At 57.6% G+C, this 18,786-nt stretch carries 17 protein-coding genes; 14 read left to right on the top strand and 3 right to left on the bottom strand.

Going from position 1 to position 18,786, the window contains the following annotated elements; genetic code table 11:
- Positions 1-36: 36 nt before the first annotated feature.
- On the bottom strand, positions 37-1,560 hold the full coding sequence (locus tag BW974_RS14825; protein ID WP_076431047.1) for a sodium:solute symporter family protein: 1,524 nt from the start codon (positions 1,558-1,560) through the stop codon (positions 37-39).
- 188 nt (positions 1,561-1,748) lie between these two features.
- Here BW974_RS14825 and BW974_RS14830 point away from each other — a divergent pair, with 188 nt between their 5' ends.
- Entirely contained in the window at positions 1,749-2,999 is a 1,251-nt protein-coding gene (locus BW974_RS14830) for a Zn-dependent hydrolase (protein ID WP_076431048.1), read from the top strand.
- A gap of 375 nt (positions 3,000-3,374) precedes the next feature.
- On the top strand, positions 3,375-4,190 hold the full coding sequence (locus BW974_RS14835) for an IclR family transcriptional regulator (RefSeq protein ID WP_076431308.1): 816 nt from the start codon (positions 3,375-3,377) through the stop codon (positions 4,188-4,190).
- Positions 4,191-4,385: 195 nt separating this feature from the next.
- On the opposite strand, the gene BW974_RS14840 is transcribed toward BW974_RS14835, so the two are convergent.
- Complete coding sequence (locus BW974_RS14840; RefSeq protein WP_076431049.1) at positions 4,386-5,147, bottom strand: IclR family transcriptional regulator; 762 nt, start codon at positions 5,145-5,147, stop codon at positions 4,386-4,388.
- Between the two features lie 271 nt (positions 5,148-5,418).
- On the opposite strand from BW974_RS14840, the gene BW974_RS14845 reads away from it, so the two are divergent.
- The 3 genes from BW974_RS14845 (at position 5,419) to BW974_RS14855 (ending at position 8,207) form a co-directional block, all read left to right on the top strand.
- Entirely contained in the window at positions 5,419-6,210 is a 792-nt protein-coding gene (locus tag BW974_RS14845) for an SDR family oxidoreductase (RefSeq protein WP_076431050.1), read from the top strand.
- A gap of 2 nt (positions 6,211-6,212) precedes the next feature.
- A complete protein-coding gene (locus tag BW974_RS14850) occupies positions 6,213-7,034 on the top strand; it encodes a fumarylacetoacetate hydrolase family protein (RefSeq protein WP_076431051.1) in 822 nt (273 codons plus the stop codon).
- A gap of 69 nt (positions 7,035-7,103) precedes the next feature.
- Positions 7,104-8,207 carry a mandelate racemase/muconate lactonizing enzyme family protein gene (locus BW974_RS14855; protein WP_076431052.1) on the top strand — a complete coding sequence of 368 codons (1,104 nt, stop codon included), beginning with the start codon at positions 7,104-7,106 and terminating at the stop codon, positions 8,205-8,207.
- A gap of 55 nt (positions 8,208-8,262) precedes the next feature.
- Here the strand turns inward: BW974_RS14855 and BW974_RS14860 are convergent, their stop codons facing one another.
- The gene (locus tag BW974_RS14860) at positions 8,263-8,988 is read right to left on the bottom strand and encodes an MBL fold metallo-hydrolase (protein ID WP_076431053.1); all 726 of its coding nucleotides are present in this window, start codon (positions 8,986-8,988) and stop codon (positions 8,263-8,265) included.
- 117 nt (positions 8,989-9,105) lie between these two features.
- On the opposite strand from BW974_RS14860, the gene BW974_RS14865 reads away from it, so the two are divergent.
- From BW974_RS14865 to BW974_RS14905, 9 genes are all read left to right on the top strand, one after another.
- Complete coding sequence (locus BW974_RS14865) at positions 9,106-9,939, top strand: NAD-dependent epimerase/dehydratase family protein (protein ID WP_076431054.1); 834 nt, start codon at positions 9,106-9,108, stop codon at positions 9,937-9,939.
- A complete protein-coding gene (locus BW974_RS14870) occupies positions 9,940-10,890 on the top strand; it encodes a nucleoside hydrolase (RefSeq protein ID WP_076431055.1) in 951 nt (316 codons plus the stop codon).
- Positions 10,887-11,339 (top strand): universal stress protein, encoded by a 453-nt coding sequence (locus BW974_RS14875; RefSeq protein ID WP_076431056.1) that lies wholly within the window; start codon positions 10,887-10,889, stop codon positions 11,337-11,339. Before BW974_RS14870 ends, BW974_RS14875 begins: the two co-directional genes overlap by 4 nt.
- Positions 11,340-11,514: 175 nt before the next feature.
- Positions 11,515-12,144, top strand: coding sequence for an ECF transporter S component (locus BW974_RS14880; RefSeq protein ID WP_084186308.1), 630 nt, complete (start codon positions 11,515-11,517; stop codon positions 12,142-12,144).
- Positions 12,145-12,234: 90 nt separating this feature from the next.
- Positions 12,235-13,014 carry an energy-coupling factor transporter transmembrane component T family protein gene (locus BW974_RS14885; RefSeq protein WP_084186309.1) on the top strand — a complete coding sequence of 260 codons (780 nt, stop codon included), beginning with the start codon at positions 12,235-12,237 and terminating at the stop codon, positions 13,012-13,014.
- Positions 13,011-14,750, top strand: coding sequence for an ABC transporter ATP-binding protein (locus tag BW974_RS14890; RefSeq protein ID WP_076431057.1), 1,740 nt, complete (start codon positions 13,011-13,013; stop codon positions 14,748-14,750). Before BW974_RS14885 ends, BW974_RS14890 begins: the two co-directional genes overlap by 4 nt.
- Positions 14,751-14,849: 99 nt before the next feature.
- The gene (locus tag BW974_RS14895) at positions 14,850-15,788 is read left to right on the top strand and encodes a nucleoside hydrolase (protein ID WP_076431058.1); all 939 of its coding nucleotides are present in this window, start codon (positions 14,850-14,852) and stop codon (positions 15,786-15,788) included.
- Between the two features lie 313 nt (positions 15,789-16,101).
- Entirely contained in the window at positions 16,102-16,695 is a 594-nt protein-coding gene (rdfA, locus tag BW974_RS14900; protein ID WP_076431059.1) for a rod-determining factor RdfA, read from the top strand.
- Between the two features lie 60 nt (positions 16,696-16,755).
- Positions 16,756-18,714 carry an archaea-specific SMC-related protein gene (locus BW974_RS14905; RefSeq protein ID WP_076431060.1) on the top strand — a complete coding sequence of 653 codons (1,959 nt, stop codon included), beginning with the start codon at positions 16,756-16,758 and terminating at the stop codon, positions 18,712-18,714.
- Positions 18,715-18,786: the final 72 nt, after the last annotated feature.

The raw sequence follows: 18,786 nt of genomic DNA on the forward strand, positions 1-18,786 counted from the left end.
TGTTTCGGTGAATGGATACTTTCGGTAGAGTCGGTTTCAGTCTACGTCCGACACGACACCGTCGTCCAACGGTCGTTCGTTCATCGCCTGTTGGGTCTTCTGTTTGAGGCTATCGAGATTGTGTTTTTCCGCGGCCGCCAGCACTCGGTCGTACTCAGGCTCCTGCATGAGCGAAATCCCGAAGAACAGGAATATCGAAATCGGAAGCCCGACGAAGATCGGATGCAGTCCCATGAACTCGGCGGTGTCCGCAAACCATCCTGCCCACCACCATGCGACCGTGAGGCCAGCACCGAGGGCGATGCTCCAGAAAGCGGCGTCGGCGGTTCCGCGCGGCCAGTAAAACGCGGCGAGCCACGGCACGAGAACACCGCCGGTCAGTGCGACTGCACCGAAGACGATGAGGTCGATGATGCCGGGGACGACGAGTGCAAGCGCGAGCGAGAGCACCATCAGCCCAAGCACGGCAACACGTGATGCCTGCTGCTGTTTGTCACTGCCAGCGTCCGGGTTCATGTACCGAAGGTAGATGTCCTCGACGAAGTTCGATGCACCCGAGAGCAGAAAGCTGTCGCCGCTGCTCATGACAGCCGCCGCGAGCGCCGCGAGGAGAACTCCCGCGAGCCACGTCGGGAGGATGTCAACCGCCATCGTCGGCATCAAGAGTTGCGAGTCCGCAATCGAGGGGTACATCACGATACCCATCGCACCGACGATAAGTGGAACCGGAATGTAGGCGAATCCGATGATGCCGTTGAGGGTCGTTCCGATGAAGCCATCGCGAGGGCTTCGTGCCGACATCACGCGTTGGAGATACCCCTGTCGAACCAGCATGCTCGGAACGAGCGTCACGACGTATCCCGCGATGAGCGTCCATTCCATCGCGAACAGGTCGAACGCCTGTGGTGCGCGCTGGGTCACTTCGGCGGTCATCGTCGAGATTCCACCGAACTCGAAGATGCCGAGTATCGCCAGCATCCATAACCCGACGAAGAGAATGATTCCCTGAACGAAGTCAGTCCACATGACGGCGGCCATTCCACCGAGGATGGTGTACGCGGTGATGACGAGCGCACCGAGGATGGCCGCCTGCTCGATAGTGATGATGTCTCCGAGGAGGAAACTGATGATAGTCCCTGCCGCCAACCACTGTGCTCCGAGCGTACTGACGAACCGGAGGATGTAGAACGGTAATGCGATGAATCGCGTCTTCCCGTCGTAGCGGTCTTCCAGCATCGCCGGAATTGTAATGTTCGACGTCTTTGGGAGTTTATGCCCGAGAAGCACCGCCACGACGAAGAAACTCGCGAGCGAAATACCAAAGCTCCAGAACGCCGTGATGCTTTGCCCATCGTAGGTCGATGCCGACAGCCCGATGGTTCCGCCTGCACCGATTGCCGTCGCGAAGAACGACAGCGCGACGAGGTACCACGGTGCACCCTTTCCCGCGAGGAAGAAATCTTCGAGGTCTTTCATCCCTTTCTTGTGGAAGTACACGCCGATGGCCAACATCCCGATGATGTATGCAACGACAATGCCTGCTATGTATGACCGTAACATTCCTACAGACACGGTTTCACTATCACTATTTATACTTTTCTTCCTTCTAGTGATAGGTGATATAACCAATACTATTGAGTATCTATTCATTTCTTACTGATTTTCCACCTCAATTGTTTTATTCTAGAATTTAACATATCCGTCTGGTATGAGAAAGACACAAATACACACCCTTTGTCGCTCGGACTATGCAGGTAGATGCAGAGCGTCTCCAGTGTGACCTAGAGACGAACGCACAGTTCGGTTCGGTTGCTGTCGACGATGGCCACGCGCGAACAGTGTTGACGGGAACTGATGCGGACGAACGTGCCCGCGACTATTTCGTCCGCCGACTTCGGGACGCGGAGATGGACGTTCGAATCGACGCAGTCGGAAACATCGTCGGGCGGTGGGTTCCAGAAACCGCAGATTCCGATTCGAAAGCCGTCGCCACGGGAAGCCACCTCGACTCCGTTCCGGAGGGTGGCATTTTCGACGGCCCACTCGGCGTGTATGCCAGTCTCGAAGCGGTTCGTGCGATGCAGGACGCAAACCTCCCCGTTCGTCGTCCGATTGAAGTGGTCTGTTTCACTGAAGAGGAAGGACAACGATTCGGCGTCGGCGCATTAGGGTCGGCGGTCGCAACGGAATCGCTGTCCATCGACGAAGCACACACGCTCACCGACGAACACGGGACGACCCTCGAAACCGCGCTCGATTCGATCGATTTTCTGGGCGACGGTCGAATCCGACCGGAAGAGTGGGACTCGTGGCTGGAACTGCATATCGAGCAGGACACACGGCTCGAAGCCGAGAATACCTCGATTGGGGTCGTCACGGCGATTACGGGTATCGCGCGCTGTGCCGTTAGTATCGTCGGCGAGGCGAACCACGCGGGGACGACGTCGATGGCCGAACGAACGGACGCACTCGCCGCGGCGAGCACCGTTGTCAACGAAGTCGAGACGGCGGCGATTCAACTTACCGAGAAAGACGCACCAACGGCCGTTGCGACGGTCGGGTCGCTCAACGTGTCGCCGAATGCACCGAATGTCGTTCCCGGACGAGTAGATTTCACCGTGGACATCAGGGACGTTTCTCATGAGTCGATGTTAGAACTGATCGACCACGTCCGTGCTAGTTTGAACCGCGTAGAGGCGGAGCGTACCGTCGAAACGTCGTTTTCTCTGCCTCGACATCGGAAACCGAGAGGGATGAGCGAACGGTGTCGCCGGGCAGTTCACGAGACGGCAACCGAAGCCGAGATTTCCGCCACCGACCTTCACTCTGGAGCGGCCCACGACACGATGCGGCTGGAACCGTTCACCGACGTTGGGTTACTCTTTGCACCCTCTCAGGACGGAATCTCTCATAACCCACTTGAATGGACGGATTGGGGAGATTGCGCCGACAGTGCCGAAGTACTCGCCGGTTCACTCTTCAGGCTTTCGAACGGATAGATTCACGTCTCGTACTGGCTACTTTGTATCGTACGTTCGATTCTTCGCCTTGTACTTACTCACCAACACCAACGCTAGCAGCCAATTTTTCGGATTTTCCGTCTCAAAAACGCTTGAAAAGGTGCTTTTCGGGGTTTTTCCTACGACTCACTATTGTGAACGCGTATCACTGCGCTTTTCTTTATTCTACGTATGGGAAACAAACTTATTTCTGCCGTAAATACCCTCTAAACTGCTGTCAATCGCAGTACCGATAACACACCGAAATGAGATGAGGTATATATCTGTTCGATACGGCTCAGTACCACTTATTTTGGAAGCGACGGTTTCCACGATATGGAAACGCCTATGTGTTCGGCGTATTTGGGTGTGTGTATGACACACTCACCCGGCGACGAGGGGTCGACACAAAGCCTCAAAACGGTAACGACGACGTTCGATATAATCGACGCACTCGAATCGCTCGGCGGTGCGGGTGTGACGGAACTAGCAGATCATCTCGACATCTCCAAGAGTGCAGTGTACAAACATCTGTACACGCTTAAAGAGCGAAAGTACGTCGTGAAGGACGGCAACGACTATCGACTTAGTCTCCAGTTTCTCCTTTTAGGAGAACACGTTCGAAACCAGAATCCTCTCTTCCGCATCGGTAAGCCAGAAATCGAGAAGTTGGCGGACGAAACTGGGGAGTACGCACATTTGACGACGGAACAACACGGCCTCGGAATCAATCTCTGCAAGATTCGTGGTGAACACGCCGTCGGAACTGATTATCAGATTGCAAAAAAGCAGCGTGCGAACTATCTTCACTCGATGGCAACGGGGAAGGCGATTCTCGCGTTCCTCCCGGAAGAGCGAGTGAACTGGATAATCGACCGATACGGACTCCCCGAGATGACCGATTCGACGCTCACTGACCGTGAAACGCTGTTCGAATCGCTCGCAGAGATTCGAGAGCAGGGGTACGCAGTCAACGACGGTGAGGAAGTCGAGGGTCTTCGTGCCGTCGGTGCCCCGATTCACGACCGGGATGGGTCTGTTCTCGGCGCGTTGAGCGTATCAGCACCGAAAACGCGGCTCAGTGGTGACCAGTTCCGCAAGCACATTCCGGAGTTGGTGACACGCACGGCGAACGTCATCGAGGTCAATCTAAATATGGTCGAACGCTCTTCGGATATTGGTTCGCTCTAACCACTATTACAAAACTACTGCTGTAATTGGCTGTCGCACGAGTATCGACGATTCGCACAAAGTACCCATCGTTTGCTGACCTACAAGACGGTTCTCCGTACCAGCCCATTACAACACTAATGCTGTAATTCATTGTCGGGAGATACCATGAGTAGATTTACCACGTTACGTTTAGCGATAGAAAACGGACGAAACCTAGCTGTACGAGAGATTGATGCTGATGACGTTTGCGGCTCGCATGACCATGTCGGGGACGGTTGATTCCAGATGGTCGTCGCGCATTCTACTCGCGGGGCCAGCAACGCTCACGGCACCACGAACGGTCCCGTCGTTCGTGATGACCGGTGCCGCAACGCACCGAATCCCTTCTGCTCGTTCTTCCATGTCGAGTGCGTATCCCTGCTCTCGAATACGTTCCAAATCATCGAAAAGCTCCTCGCGTGTCGAGACGGTGTGAGTCGTACTCGGTTCGAGGCCGTGTTCGTCGATGATTGCTTCGACGCGGTCTTTGGGCATGTGCGCGAGAATCGCCTTCCCAAGTCCCGTCTGGTGTAGATAGACGCGAGAACCGATACCCGTGTCGAGCGACAGTGCGTTTTCTCCTTCTGCGCGATAGAGGTAGATGCCCCGCCCATGCTCTTCGACAAGAATATTGCCGAGTTCGCCCGTCTCCTCGGCGAGTTTGTCCACTTCCGGCATTCCAACCTCGTAAATTTTGTGCTGGTTTTTTATTTGTTCGCCGAACTGGAAAAACCGAAGCCCTAGTCGGAACTGATTTCCGTCTTTTACGACCAGTTCGTGCTCTTCGAGCGTCGTCAGGTGATTGTGAACCGTTCCCTTCGTAATGTCGAGATGGTTCGAAAGTTCGGTCACTCCAGCCCCATCCAACTCTGCCACCTTTTTGAGGATTGTGGCGGTGGTTTCCACGGCCTTTACCGGATTTTTTGCGCGTCCCATGTCATTCGACGGGAGTGCCAGCCACAAAAAAGTTGTTTAGCGTTTCTAAACATATCGCTGCGCTAACTGTATAGATTGTTCACGGGTGCGTGAGTGCGTAGAAATAGTTTCTAACGCTTCATGGGAGCGAGAGCAGTCGAAATGGGGGCGGCGTGACTTTCGTTCGCCGCGAGCTAGCCGCCGAAGATGGTTTAGCGGGGCTAAACGCAACGGCGAGAAACGTTCGGCGAAAGCTTTTACATGTGGTGTCTCAGATACTCCTGTGCCGAATATGGACTATGAACTAGATGGAAATGTAGCTCTCGTCACAGCATCGAGTAGCGGCCTCGGAAAGGCGTCGGCGAAAGCCCTCGCGGCCGAGGGTGCGAACGTCGTCATCAACGGTCGAAACGAAGAACGTCTCGCGGAAGCCGAAGACGACGTTCGAGCAGTCGCCGAGGGCGGCGTGCTTGCCGTACAAGGCGATCTGACGAACTACGACGATATTGAACACCTCGTCGAACGCACCGTCTCCGAGTTCGGCGGAATCGACCACCTTGTAACCAATGCCGGCGGCCCACCGAGCGGTCCGTTCATGGAACTGGACGACGAGGATTGGTACGGTGCATTCGACCTCCTCGTGATGAGTGTCGTTCGCCTCGTTCGCGAGGCAGCCCCGCACCTCCGCGAGAACGGTGGCGGCACCATCGTTACGATAACCTCCCGAAGCGTCAAAGAGGCGATTCCGTCGCTCGTGCTCTCGAACGCCGTTCGCATGAGCGTCATCGGCCTCGAAAAGACGCTCTCGAAGGAGCTCGCACCGGAAATCCGGTCGAACGCGGTTCTCCCGGCACCGCACGAGACGGCTCGCCAGCAGGAACTCATTCAGGCTGCCGTCGATAGAGGGGAGTACGACAGTTACGAGGAGGGCCTCGATGCGAAGGGCAACATCAACCCACTCGGTCGTATCGGTAACCCGATGGAACTCGGTGACGCCGTCGCTTTCCTCTCCTCGGAGCAGTCGAGCTTCATCAACGGCGTTGCCATCCCGATCGACGGCGGACAGGGTGCGTCAAATCTGTAGCCATGACACGATTAGCACGAACAATCGACGGTAGACCTATGCTCGGTGACGACGACGGATTCGTCCCGCTTTCGTCCGCCGACCCATCGCTCACGACGATTCGTGACGCCCTTCCGCTCGCCGCGACGGGCGACCTGCCGACGCCGGACGAAGCGTCGGCGAGCCGCGTTCCCGAACGACACCTTTCGTTCGCCGCGCCGCTCGAACGCCCCGGAAAACTGTGGGGAATCGGACTGAACTACGCCGACCACGCCTCGGATTTGAACGAAGACAGCCCGACGGAGCCTGCGAGCTTTATGAAACCCGCGACGGCGGCTACTGGCCCCGAGGGGTCGATTCGACTTCCGCCGCGGGACATCACGAACCGCGTAACTGCGGAGGCAGAGCTCGCGTTGGTTATCGGCCAGACGTGTTCCAACGTGGACGAAGCCGACGTTGACGACGTTGTCGCCGGATACGTCCCCGTCATCGACATGACCGCAGAAGACATTTTGGAGCGAAATCCGCGCTTTTTGACCCGGTCGAAAAGCTTCGACTCGTTTCTCGTCTTCGGCCCGTCGTTAGTCACAACCGACCAAGTCGGTCCGCTGGACGAACTCTCCGTCAGAACGGTCGTCAACGAGGAAGTCGCCGCGGAAAACCGGATTCGAAACATGATGACGACGCCGCGCGAACTCGTGGCGTTCCACTCGAAGGTCATGACGCTCGAACCGGGCGACGTCATTTCGACCGGAACGCCCGGCGCGAAACACATCGTTCCCGGCGACAGCGTCAGAGCCGAGGTCGAACGCGTCGGTACCGTCAGTTCGGACGTGGTCGGATGAAAGTCGAACGTCATCGCACCGTCAGAAAGATTTTAGACACCCTGTGCGCCACATCATAACACACCACCCATGAAAATAGCAGAAGTAGAGAGTTTTGCCGTATCGATTCCGCTGAAAGAACCCGTCGCCTTCGCAACTCGCGTCGTGGAAGAGCGCGACCACGCCATCGTGTACGTCCGAACGGAGGACGGCACCGAGGGCGTCGGATACTCCCTCGGCTACGGCGGTGCCGACGTCATCGCAAAGGCCGTAGAAAGCGTTCTCGCGCCGATGGTCGAAGGCGAAGACCCCCGTGACACGTCTCGCCTCTGGCGCGAGATGTTCGACGCCACGGTGCAAATCGGTCGAAAGGGCGTGATGGTGCGGGCCATCTCCTGCATCGACACCGCGCTCTGGGACATCAAGGCGAAAGCCGCCGGAATGCCCCTGTACAAACTGCTCGGCGGGAACGCCGACGAAGTTCCGGCGTACGCCAGCGGCGGCTACTACCGCGAAGGAAAGGGCCTCGAAGGTCTCCGCGAGGAAATGGAAACCTACGTTGACCGCGGTCACGACGTGGTCAAAATGAAAGTCGGGCGAAAATCGCTGGAGGAGGAAGTCGAGCGAGTTCGCGTCGCCCGCGAAGCTATCGGCCCGAACCGAACGCTCCTCATGGACGCGAACGGTAAGTGGAAGAACAAACAGGAGGCAGTCCGTGCCTGCCGTGCGTTCGAAGAGTACAACCCGTACTTCATCGAGGAGCCGGTGATGCCCGACAGCCTCGACCTCTACCGCGAGGTCAACGAATCGCTCGACTACGCCGTCGCTGGCGGCGAACTTGAGTTCAACCGCTACGGCTTCGCCGACCTGCTCCGCGAGGACGCCGTCGAAATCATCCAACCCGACGTGACGGTCGTCGGCGGTGTCACCGAGTGGATGCGCGTCGCCGACATGGCCGCATGTCACGATATTCCGGTCGCACCGCACTACAACTGGGACCTGCACATCCAACTGCTCGCCGCCATCGAAAACGGCCTCTGGATTGAGTACTTCTACCGCGACTCAGACGTGAAGGCGTTCGACGACGTGCTGACGTACCCGGTTGAACCGGAAGACGGGATGATACAACTGCCACAGCGTCCAGGCCACGGCGTCGAACTCGAACGGGACGCCCTCGAAGAGTTCCGAATCTGAGTAGAGCGGTTCCAACGTTAACCGATTACGAAAAAAGTCGGATTTGCGGACGCCGCTACAGTTCGTACCGTTCGCCGGGCGATAGTTCGGCGATAGTCGGCGCGTTTTCCCCTGCCCGGTCTGCGAGTTCGACAGTGAACTTTTCGACCTCGTCGCTCCCCGGAACGTAGTGAACCGGAATCACGGTTTCAGTGTCCAGCCGTCCGGCGACGACGGCGGCATCGCGGGGCGGAAGCGGGGCAAGGTCGCCCGGCGCGCTCCCCACAGGGAGCATCACGGTGTCCGGTTCGTTTAGCTCGACGAACAGTTCGAGGTCGCTGAACAACGACGTGTCCCCGACGTAGTAGAGGCTCGCGTCGGGAAAGTCGAACTGAAACCCGAGCGGCATCCCCGACAGTCGCTGGCCGTCTGATTCGAAGTACGAGAGGTGGCGAGTTTCGAGCACGCGCACCTCGACGCCGAACAGTTCGAACGCGTTGCCCCAGATGACTCGTTCCACGTTTGCTTCTGGAAGGCCCTCCGTTACGAGATGGTCGGCGACGGCGGGTTCGGTGTAGACCATCGCGCCGGATGCGTCGGCGATTTCGACGGTGTCCCCGAGATGGTCGTAGGCACCGTGCGTGACGAATATTGCGTCTACATCCTCGAAATTCGACACCGTTTCGTCGCTCCATTCGGGTTCGAGAACCCACGGGTCGACGAGTATTCGAACGTTTTCGTCAGTTACTTCGAACGACGAGAGACCGTAGTACGTGAGGCTGGCTGGTTCTGCTGACGACATAGCTTCCCCTCTTTTCCCCGGTTACAATACTGTTCCGGCGTTGACCGGCATCTCCTGTTTCGACTACACTGACCTGAACACTTTTATGAGGTGCCGATAAACGGGTTGCTACAGCACATGACCACAAACGTCCTACTGACGGGTGCGTTCGGGCGTGTCGGCACGGCCATCATCGACCACCTCGCAGACCGAGACGAGTACGAGTTCACGTATCTCAACCGGTCGGAACGCGAGGAGTACGACACGTTCGTCGCGGATGTCTCGAACTACGAGGAGATGCGTCCAGCCTTCGACGACCAAGATGCGGTTATCCACCTCGCTGGCTACCCGGAAACCGACGGTACGTGGGAGCAGATACTACAGAACAACATCATCGGGATGCAGAACACGCTCCAAGCCGCCAGAGACGCGGAGGTGCCGAAGTTCATCTTCGGTTCCACCAACCACGTCGTCGGCATGTACGAAGTGGAGTTCGCCCCCGAACTGTATGAACCCGACTACGAACTGATGGTTGACCAAGATTCACCCCGGCGTTCAGACTCCTACTACGGGACCTCGAAATCGTTCGACGAAGACCTCGGTCGGTACTACGTCGAGAACTACGACTACCCAAAGCAGTTCTACTCGCTTCGCATCTGCTCGGTTCGCCACGAGGAGTACGACCATCCCTACGGCGACGCAGAACACGGCGCGGACGAAGGAAAGTGGGAACGAGGCAGTCCTGAGTACGACCTGAAAGTCGCCCGAATGAAGGCGATGTGGCAGTCCCGCCGCGACCTCGCTCAGCAAGTCGATTGCTGTCTGCAAGACGACGACGTGGAATACGACGTGTTCTTCGGCGTCAGCGACAACGACCGCCGCTGGTTCAGCATCGAACACGGACGGGACGTTATCGGCTACGACCCGCAAGACAACGGCGAAGAGTGGGATGCGCCACCGGAGGGAAACTAAATGACGAACAAACTGCTCCTCGACGTTGACCCCGGAATCGACGACGCACTCGCGATTCTGATGGCGCTCGGAAACGCCGACGTGGAAGTCGTCGGCCTGACCACAGTCATGGGGAACACGACCATCGAGAACACGACGAACAACGCCCTCGCACTGTTGGAGTTCGTGGACAGAACCGACATTCCCGTCGCGGAGGGTGCAGGCCGTCCGTTCGCGGACGAACTCGTGATGGCCGAATACGTCCACGGGCCGGGCGGCGTGCCGGAAACCGTTCGTGAAGCACTTCCTGACCCGTCTACCGAACCCATCGACCAGCACGCCGCCGACTTCATCCTCGAACAGGCAGAAGAGCACGGCGACGACCTCACAATCGCCGCGGTCGGCCCCCAAACGAACGTCGCGCTGGCGATGGCGAAAGACCCGACGCTCCCCGATACAGTCGCGGACATCTACCAGATGGGCGGCGCGCTGAAGACGACGGGGAACGTCACGCCCCAAGCGTCGTTCAACTTCTACGTCGATGCCGCCGCCGCGGCCCGCGTCGTACAGGATGGGTGGCCGACCGTCGTCGGCCTCGACGTAACTGAACCGGCGTATCTCCCACTGGAAGCGCAGGAGCGCTTCCGCGGGCGCGGTTCGCTCGGCGACGTTATCGCGGACATCCTCGAATACAAGGCGCAGGGGCCGGACGGAACGGTCGCCGAAGGCGGTTCCATCACGAGCGACGCCGTGGTCTTGGCCGGTTTCCTCGGCGACCCACTGACCTACGAGGATGCCTACGTGGAAATCGACACGACGGGCGGGCCGTCGAACGGCGCGACCGTCTACGACGAACACGGCGTCTACGAGAAACAGCCGAACTGCACCGTCGCGCTCGATGTTCACATCGAGCACTGTCGTGAGGTCGTTATGTCGAACTTAGAGAAGTTACTGCCCGAGGAAGACGCATGAATCGAATACTCGCCGTCATCAAGCCGACGGATACGGACGTGGAACTGCTCGAAGAGGCTGGCGCGGTCGCTGCGGGAACGGGCGTCGAGGTCATTGTCCTCTCTCTCGTGTCGGAGGGAAGCGAGGATGCGTCGGTGGACGCGATACGACAGTGGGACGGCTTCGACGCCACCAAAACCGACGAAACGGCGGAAACCGTCAACCGATTTGCGGAGTACCTCGGAAGCCAGATACTCGACCCGCTTGGGGTCGAGTATCTCACCGTCGGCGAGCGAATCGAAACCACTCGACCATCGAGTAAAATCATCGACGTTGCGGAAAATCACGGCTGTGACCACGTCTACGTTAGCAACCGCGGCCGGTCGCCGACGGGAAAGGCACTGTTCGGTGACACGACCCAGTCGGTGATTCTGAACTTCGACGGATTCGTCACGGTACGAACTGCGTAATACAGTACGAATCGCGTACGATACGAACCGTGTACGGACGAAAACGCGCTCACGTTTCCGAATGGAAACGAGGTTTCGGTCGGCTACTGTCGGGTGAACCGGTCGATTCCTCTCCCGCAGTGGAGAGGAACCAAACATTTAATAGGGGTTATCTCACACTCATTCATGGTACATAATGTCAAGCACAGGTGCCACGACTAGTACGAGTCGTATCGAACGGTTTCGTGAGAACGTTTCGGAGGATTTCACGACGACAACGTGGGTGCTCATTCCATTGGGTATCGGCATCAACGCGATTGGCGGATTCATCGCGAGTACGTTGAAGCTCCCGCTGTTTTTGGACAACATCGGGACGATGCTCATCGGCATCCTCGCCGGACCGTGGGCGGCGGCGCTAACCGGCGGCCTCGCGAATATCGTTCAAGCGATGCTCGGAAATCCGGTTCAACTGGCATTCATGCCGGTTCCGGTTGCTATCGGCCTCGTTACGGGGTTTTTAGCTCGCAGAGGGTGGTTCGACAGCGTGAAGAAGACGATTGTTCCGGCCGTCGTCCTCACCGTCGTGGCTACCATCATCGCGACGCCCATCGTCGTTCTCGTGTTCGGCGGTGTCACCAGTTCGGGGACGAGTTTGGTCACCGCGACACTCGTCGCGACTGGTCGAAGCCTCATCGAAAGCGCAGCCACCGCACAGTTCGCCGTCGAATTTGTGGACAAAGGCGGGTCGGCCTTCGTCGCCTACTTCATCGGGAAGTCGGTTCCGACTCGATACCTCCCGCCACAGGGGCAAGATATATATTCGTAGTTGGTTCAAGAAAAGGTATGCAATGGAGTTGTGTGGGTTACAGCCACCACCATCACGTGAGCAATATATCAATGCGAAAGGAATACATCAATGCCTGATTCGGACACCTCGATATACCAGCCCGGCGAAAGCATACTGCACAGGATGAATCCGGTGACGGAAATCGTCCTCGCAACCTGCCTCTCGTTGGTGGTGTTCATCGTCGGCGACTACCGAATCCCGCTTGCGCTGGCACTCGTCCTGCTCGGGTTCGTGTTCGTCGCACGAGTGCACGGCCTCGTCCTCAAACTGTACGGAGCGGTCGCGGTGCCGTTCGCGTTCTTCTTGCTCCTCATTCAGGGGATTCTGCTCAGACCGGCAGACCCGACGGCGTTGTACACGTTCGGTTCGATAACCGTTTGGGAGTCGGGATTCGAGCAGGCACGGTTGATATTCCTGCGAATCAGCGTCCTCATACTGGCGTTCCTGTTGTTCGCCACGACGGCACAGCCACAGCGGATGCGCATCGCCCTCATGGAAAAAGGCGTGCCGAGCAAACTGGCATACGTGTTCATCGCATCGCTCCAGATAATTCCGGAAATCCGAGATAGAGCAGGGGCTATCTCGGAAGCACAGCAGGCACGGGGTCTTGACACCACGGCGGACGTTCGGACGCGCCTTTCGTCCATCGTCGCGCTGTTGGCTCCCCTGCTCATCAGTACGCTCATCGTCGCAAACACGCGAGCGCTAGCGCTCAACGCCAGAGGATTCCAAGCAGAAGGGCCACGGACGTACCTGTACGAGGTTTCTGACCCAACAGGCGAGCGCGTTCTACGGTACCTCGGTGGCGTCGCAGTCATCGCGGCAATCGGATGGAGGATTCTTGTATGAGTTTGATAGAACTACACGACGTAACGTTTCAGTACGGCACCCAACCCGACGGCGAATACGCCGTAAACGACATCGATTTCAGTATCGAAGAGGGCCAGTTCGTCGGAATCACGGGACAGAGTGAGGCGGGGAAAGCGACTCTCTGTCGGCTCATCTCCGGGCAGATTCCTCACTTCTACCACGGAGACCTCTCGGGAACGGTCACCGTCGAAGGGAGTTCGACGGTCGAATCGACCGTCGGTGACCTTTCGAAGAAAATCGGCTTCGTCTTCGAAAATCCCTACGACCAGCTTACGGGCGCGACCTCGACCGTCCTCGAAGAGGTCGCCTTCGGACTCGAAAGTCACGGTCTTACGCGCGACGAAATGCGCGACCGGGCACGTGAGAGCCTCGCCGCAATCGGGGTCGAAGACCTCGCCGACCGAAACCCGATGCAACTCTCTGGCGGGCAGTGCCAACGCGTCGCTATCGCTTCGGTCATTGCGATGCAACCCGACGTGATGGTTCTCCGGCAACCCACGGCACAACTCGACCCGGAGGGAACCGAAGAGGTGTTCGACGTGGTCGGGTCGATGAACGAGGACGGATACACTATCGTGATGGTCAGTCAAGAAATAGAGCGACTGGTTCCCCACCTCGACCGACTCGTCGTGATGGACGACGGCACGATTCGGTTCGACGGACGGCCGGACGACGTCCTCGTCCAAGCCATCGAGGAAGGACTTCCAATCCCCGTTCCCGACCCGGTCGAAATCGGACACCGACTCCGTGACGCCGGAACCGTCTCGGCCGACGAACCGATTCCGGTGACGGAGTCCGGTTGTCTGTCGGAACTCCGCCGCGTCGGCAACGGTCGGCTCCTCGGAAGCGAAACGGACGGCGGGCACAGCGTCTCGCCGCCCGACGACCCCCTCGACGAGACGGCCGATGTCGTTCTCGATGAACTGCACCACCAGTACCCGAGCGGCGTCAAAGCGCTTCGTGGCGTCTCGTTTTCGCTCGATGATGGCTGTGTCTGTCTCATCGGGCAGAACGGCGCAGGGAAATCCACGCTGGTAAAGCACCTGAACGCGCTCCTCGAACCAACCGAGGGCGTCGCGTACATCCGTGGCGCGGACACGAGCGAACACACCACAGCCGAACTCGCCCACGAAGTTGGCCTGAGTTTCCAGAATCCGGACGACCAACTCTTCCATAGCACCGTCGAAGAAGAGATACAGTACGGCCCACGAAACCTCGGCTTTGACGACGAAGAAGTGGCGGAAACGACGGATAACGCGTTATCGCTGCTCGGATTGGAGGAACGACGGAACGAAAACCCATACGACTTCGGCGAACCGTGGCGCAAGCGAGTTGCGGTGGCGTCCATCGTCGCGATGGACACGCCGGTGGTCGTCCTCGACGAACCGACGAGCGGACAGGACGCGCCGGGATACGAACAGCTTGGACACGCCGTCGATACCCTCGCCGAACAAGGGAAACTCGTCGTCATCATCACGCACGACATGGACTTCGTGCGCGAACACGCCGACCGAACTGTTCTCCTCGCGGAAGGACAGGTCATCGCTGACGGCGAAACGCGCGACGTGTTGGGCGATGCCGAGACGCTCGCTCGCTCGAACGTCCATCCGCCGACGGTGACGCGACTGAGTCTCGAACTCGGCGTCGGTTCGCTCCTCTCCGTCGATGAGTTACTAGACGCCATCGGCGTTTCGACGGACGGTGCATCGCCGTAGAACACGAACTGGCCTTCGAAATACATAATCACACGGTACACAGTTACGGTAACACAAGCACACGGCACACAGCTACACTAACACAATCACACGATACACATGAGTACGAAACTACTGCTGGACGTAGACCCCGGAAACGACGACGCTATCGCACTGTTCATCGCACTTGCCGACGACGACATCGATGTCGTCGGCATCACGACGGTGGCGGGCAATACGACGGTGGACAACGCGACACGAAACACGCTGTCCCTGCTCGAACTGGTCGATAGAACGGACGTTCCCGTCGCAAAAGGCGCGGGCCGTCCGCTCGCGGACGAACTGGAGATGGCCGAACACGTCCACGGGCCGGACGGCCTCCCGGAGGTTGTTCGAGAGGGCCTTTCCGAGCCATCGACCGAGACGATAGACCAGCACGCCGTCGATTTCATCATCGAACAGGCACACGAACACGGCGACGACTTGACCATCGCGGCGCTCGGGCCGCAGACCAACATCGCCTTGGCGCTCGCAAAGGAACCATCGCTTTCCGAGATGGTCGGCGACATCTACCAAATGGGCGGCGCGCTGAAGACGACGGGGAACGTTACGCCCCAGGCGTCGTTCAATTTCTACGTCGATGCCGCCGCCGCGGCCCGCGTCGTGCAGGATGCGACCCCGAAAGTCGTCGGCCTCGACGTAACGGAACACGTCTACGTGGACACGGAAGATATTCTGGAACTTGCCGAGGAGGCGGCCCCCCTTCCGACGATGGCCGCCATTTTGGAGTTCAGCATCGAGGAAGTTCGCTCGAAGTTCGGGCACGACGGCGGATTGGCGAGCGATGCGGTCGTTCTGGCCGACATCGTCAACGACGCGCTCGACTTCGAGGACGCCTACGTGGAAATCGACACGACGGGCGGGCCGTCGAACGGCGCGACCGTCTACGACGAACACGGCGTCTACGAGAAACAACCGAACTGTGAGGTAGCGCTCGGTGTCGATGGAGACGCGTACCAGCGCACGGTTCTCGAAAGCCTCCGTACATTCGTCGAGTAGCGCCATTTGGCGTCACTCGCTCTTCGACCGAATCGTGCTACCGATCGAATTGCAGAACGGGAATATTTTGAATAGATAAACTAATCAGTACTTGTAACAAGATATTTGAGCAGGCATAATATTAATCTTTGGTTGGAGTTTGGACAGCAACGACAACGAATGACATTCTTCTTGCCGTTTTTCTGCGCAAAATCGGCACCCTTAACGTCGTTACAGTTCTCGCATTATAACTGAAACGTGGTTCCAAGTAGGCTCTCTCCGCCGAATCGGATACTAATCAAAAAATCATGGCAATTATAGTTCGAAAACGAAGATGAGCAAGGTCGAACGCGTAATCAGCGACTACCAGTTGGACGATATGGGAGAGACACTCGAAACCTACTGGACTGGTGAAGCCGACGAGCAGTACAGCCTTCGAGAACTCGCCGACTTCTTCAATCGGGCAGTGCTACGCACTGCACTGGAACAAGCGAACGCGTCACTGCTTTCCGGCGAGGTCGAGAACACGTATCGGTTGCTGACCGATACGACGGTCAGTAGCGGTATTCGAGCCGAGACTGAAAACTCGCTCGCCCGTGAAGGAATCGACGTGGAGCGCCTTAAACGGGACTTCGTCTCCCACCAAGCCATTCACACCTATCTTACGAAATACCGCGATGTGAGCCACGAATCGGAGACGGACGACGCTGAGACACACAGAGAGAAGGCCACCGATACGATTCGGCGACTCCAGAATCGAACCGTTGCAGTTACCGAGACGACGCTCGAAAACCTTCGCAACACGGAGCGAATTGCGCTCTCCGACTTCGATGTTCTCAGCGACGTGCGAGTCGTCTGCAACTCGTGTGGTCGCTCGTACCCGGTGGACGACCTTCTCGAAGCTGGCGGCTGTGAGTGCGAACGCTAAGTATCGTCGTCACACACAGTACGGAAATTTGTTTATAACTGCACACCCAACAGTCGGTAAATGGAATCGACACAGCAAACGCAACCGCAGGTAGAGGTTGCTGCACACAACATCGGCGGAATTGACCGGACTGCCGTTACCTTCTCTCCGGGTGTAACTATCCTTTCTGGTCGAAACGCGACGAACCGAACGTCGTTCCTCCAAGCCATCATGGCGGCGCTCGGGAGTGAACAAGCTTCGGTCAAGGCTGATGCTGATAAGGGGTCGGTCGAACTCTCCATCGGTGACGAAACCTACACACGGACGCTCACCCAGCAAAACGGCACTGTTGCAACGAGCGGCGACCCGTATTTAGACGACGCGGAACTCATCGATCTCTTTTCGTTCTTACTCGAATCGAACGAAGCGCGACGCGCGGTCGCGCGCGGAGACGATCTCCGGAATCTCATCATGTGTCCCGTCGATACTAAAGCGATTCAGGAAGAAATCGAGCGACTTACCGCCGAGAAACGTCGAATCGACGACGAACTGGAGGAGTTGGAGTCGCTCGGTCAAACGCTTCCGACGCTCGAAGCGAAGCAAAATCGATTGGCGAACGAAATCGAAGAGAAACGAACGACGCTCGAAGCGAAAGAAGCGGAGCTAGAAGCGGCGGATGCTGACCTCGGCGAAACGCGTGCGGAGCAAAGCGAACTGGAATCGAAATTGGAGACGCTTCGTGAAACGCGGTCACATCTCGAAGATATTCGGTTCAAAATCGAAACCGAAGAGGACAGTATCGAAGCATTACAGGACGAACTCACCGAACTCGAACGCGAACAGGCCGACATCTCCGACGTTTCGGCCGATACGGTTTCCGAATACGACCGGCGACTGGAGACGCTCCGCGAACGCAAACAACAGCTCAACTCGGTCGTAAGCGAACTACAGACGATTATCCAGTTCAACGAGGAGATGCTCGGCGGAACCAATCCCGATATTCGCGCCGCACTCCAATCGGAAACCAGCGGCGAGACAAGTGGGTCAGTTACCGACCAGCTCGTCGCCGAAACGGAGACCGTCGTCTGCTGGACGTGCGGAACGAACGTCGAAAAGCAGACAATCGAATCGACACTCGACCAACTTCGAACGTTTCGTCAGGAAAAGCTCGACGAACGCAGTGATCTGAACGCCGAGATTGGCGACCTCGAAGCGGAGAAAGCGGAACTCGAAGCGAAACGGCAGAAACGGGATCGTATCGACCAACGCCGAAAACAGCTCGAAACCGAACTCGACGACCGAAACGCCCGGATCGACGACCTCCGCGACGAGCGCGCCAGCGTAACCGACGACATCGAAACGCTCGAACAGGAGGTCGAAGCACTCGAACAGGACGATTACAGCCAGCTACTCGATTTGCATCGCGAGGCGAATCAACTCGAATTCGAACTGGAGCGACTCGAAACTGACCTCGAAGATGTGGAATTAGAACGTTCGAACATCGAAGATAAGCTGTCCGAGAAGGAAAAATTGGAGGAGCGACGAGTGGAGATTCGAGACGAATTGGCCGACCTCCGAACGCGAATCGAGCAGATTGAAGCCGACGCCGTAGAGGAGTTCAACGAGCATATGGCACGCGTGCTCGACCTGCTCGACTACGAAAATCTCGAACGGATTTGGATAGAACGCACGGAACGAAATGTTCGTGAGGGGCGTCGGAAAGTTACGAAAAGTGTGTTCGAACTACATATAATCCGGAGCACGGAGTCCGGTGCGACCTACGAAGATACGATAGACCACCTCAGCGAAAGCGAACGAGAAGTCACCGGCCTCGTGTTCGCACTTGCAGGGTATCTCGTTCACGAAGTGTACGACCACGTTCCGTTCATCCTCCTCGACTCGCTCGAAGCAATCGACTCGAATCGTATTGCGAGACTCGTGGACTATTTTAGCGACTACGCGGGGTATCTCGTGGCTGCACTGCTACCGGAGGACGCCGCCGCGCTCGACGACGAGTACGAGCGCGTCACCGAAATCTAGACCCTCTCCAATATCATGGAGACGAAGTCGAACTTCCGGCCGATATCTTTGGTCGATGGTGTATCTCCGTTG

The organism is Haladaptatus litoreus (assembly GCF_900156425.1).
Classification (GTDB): domain Archaea; phylum Halobacteriota; class Halobacteria; order Halobacteriales; family Haladaptataceae; genus Haladaptatus; species Haladaptatus litoreus.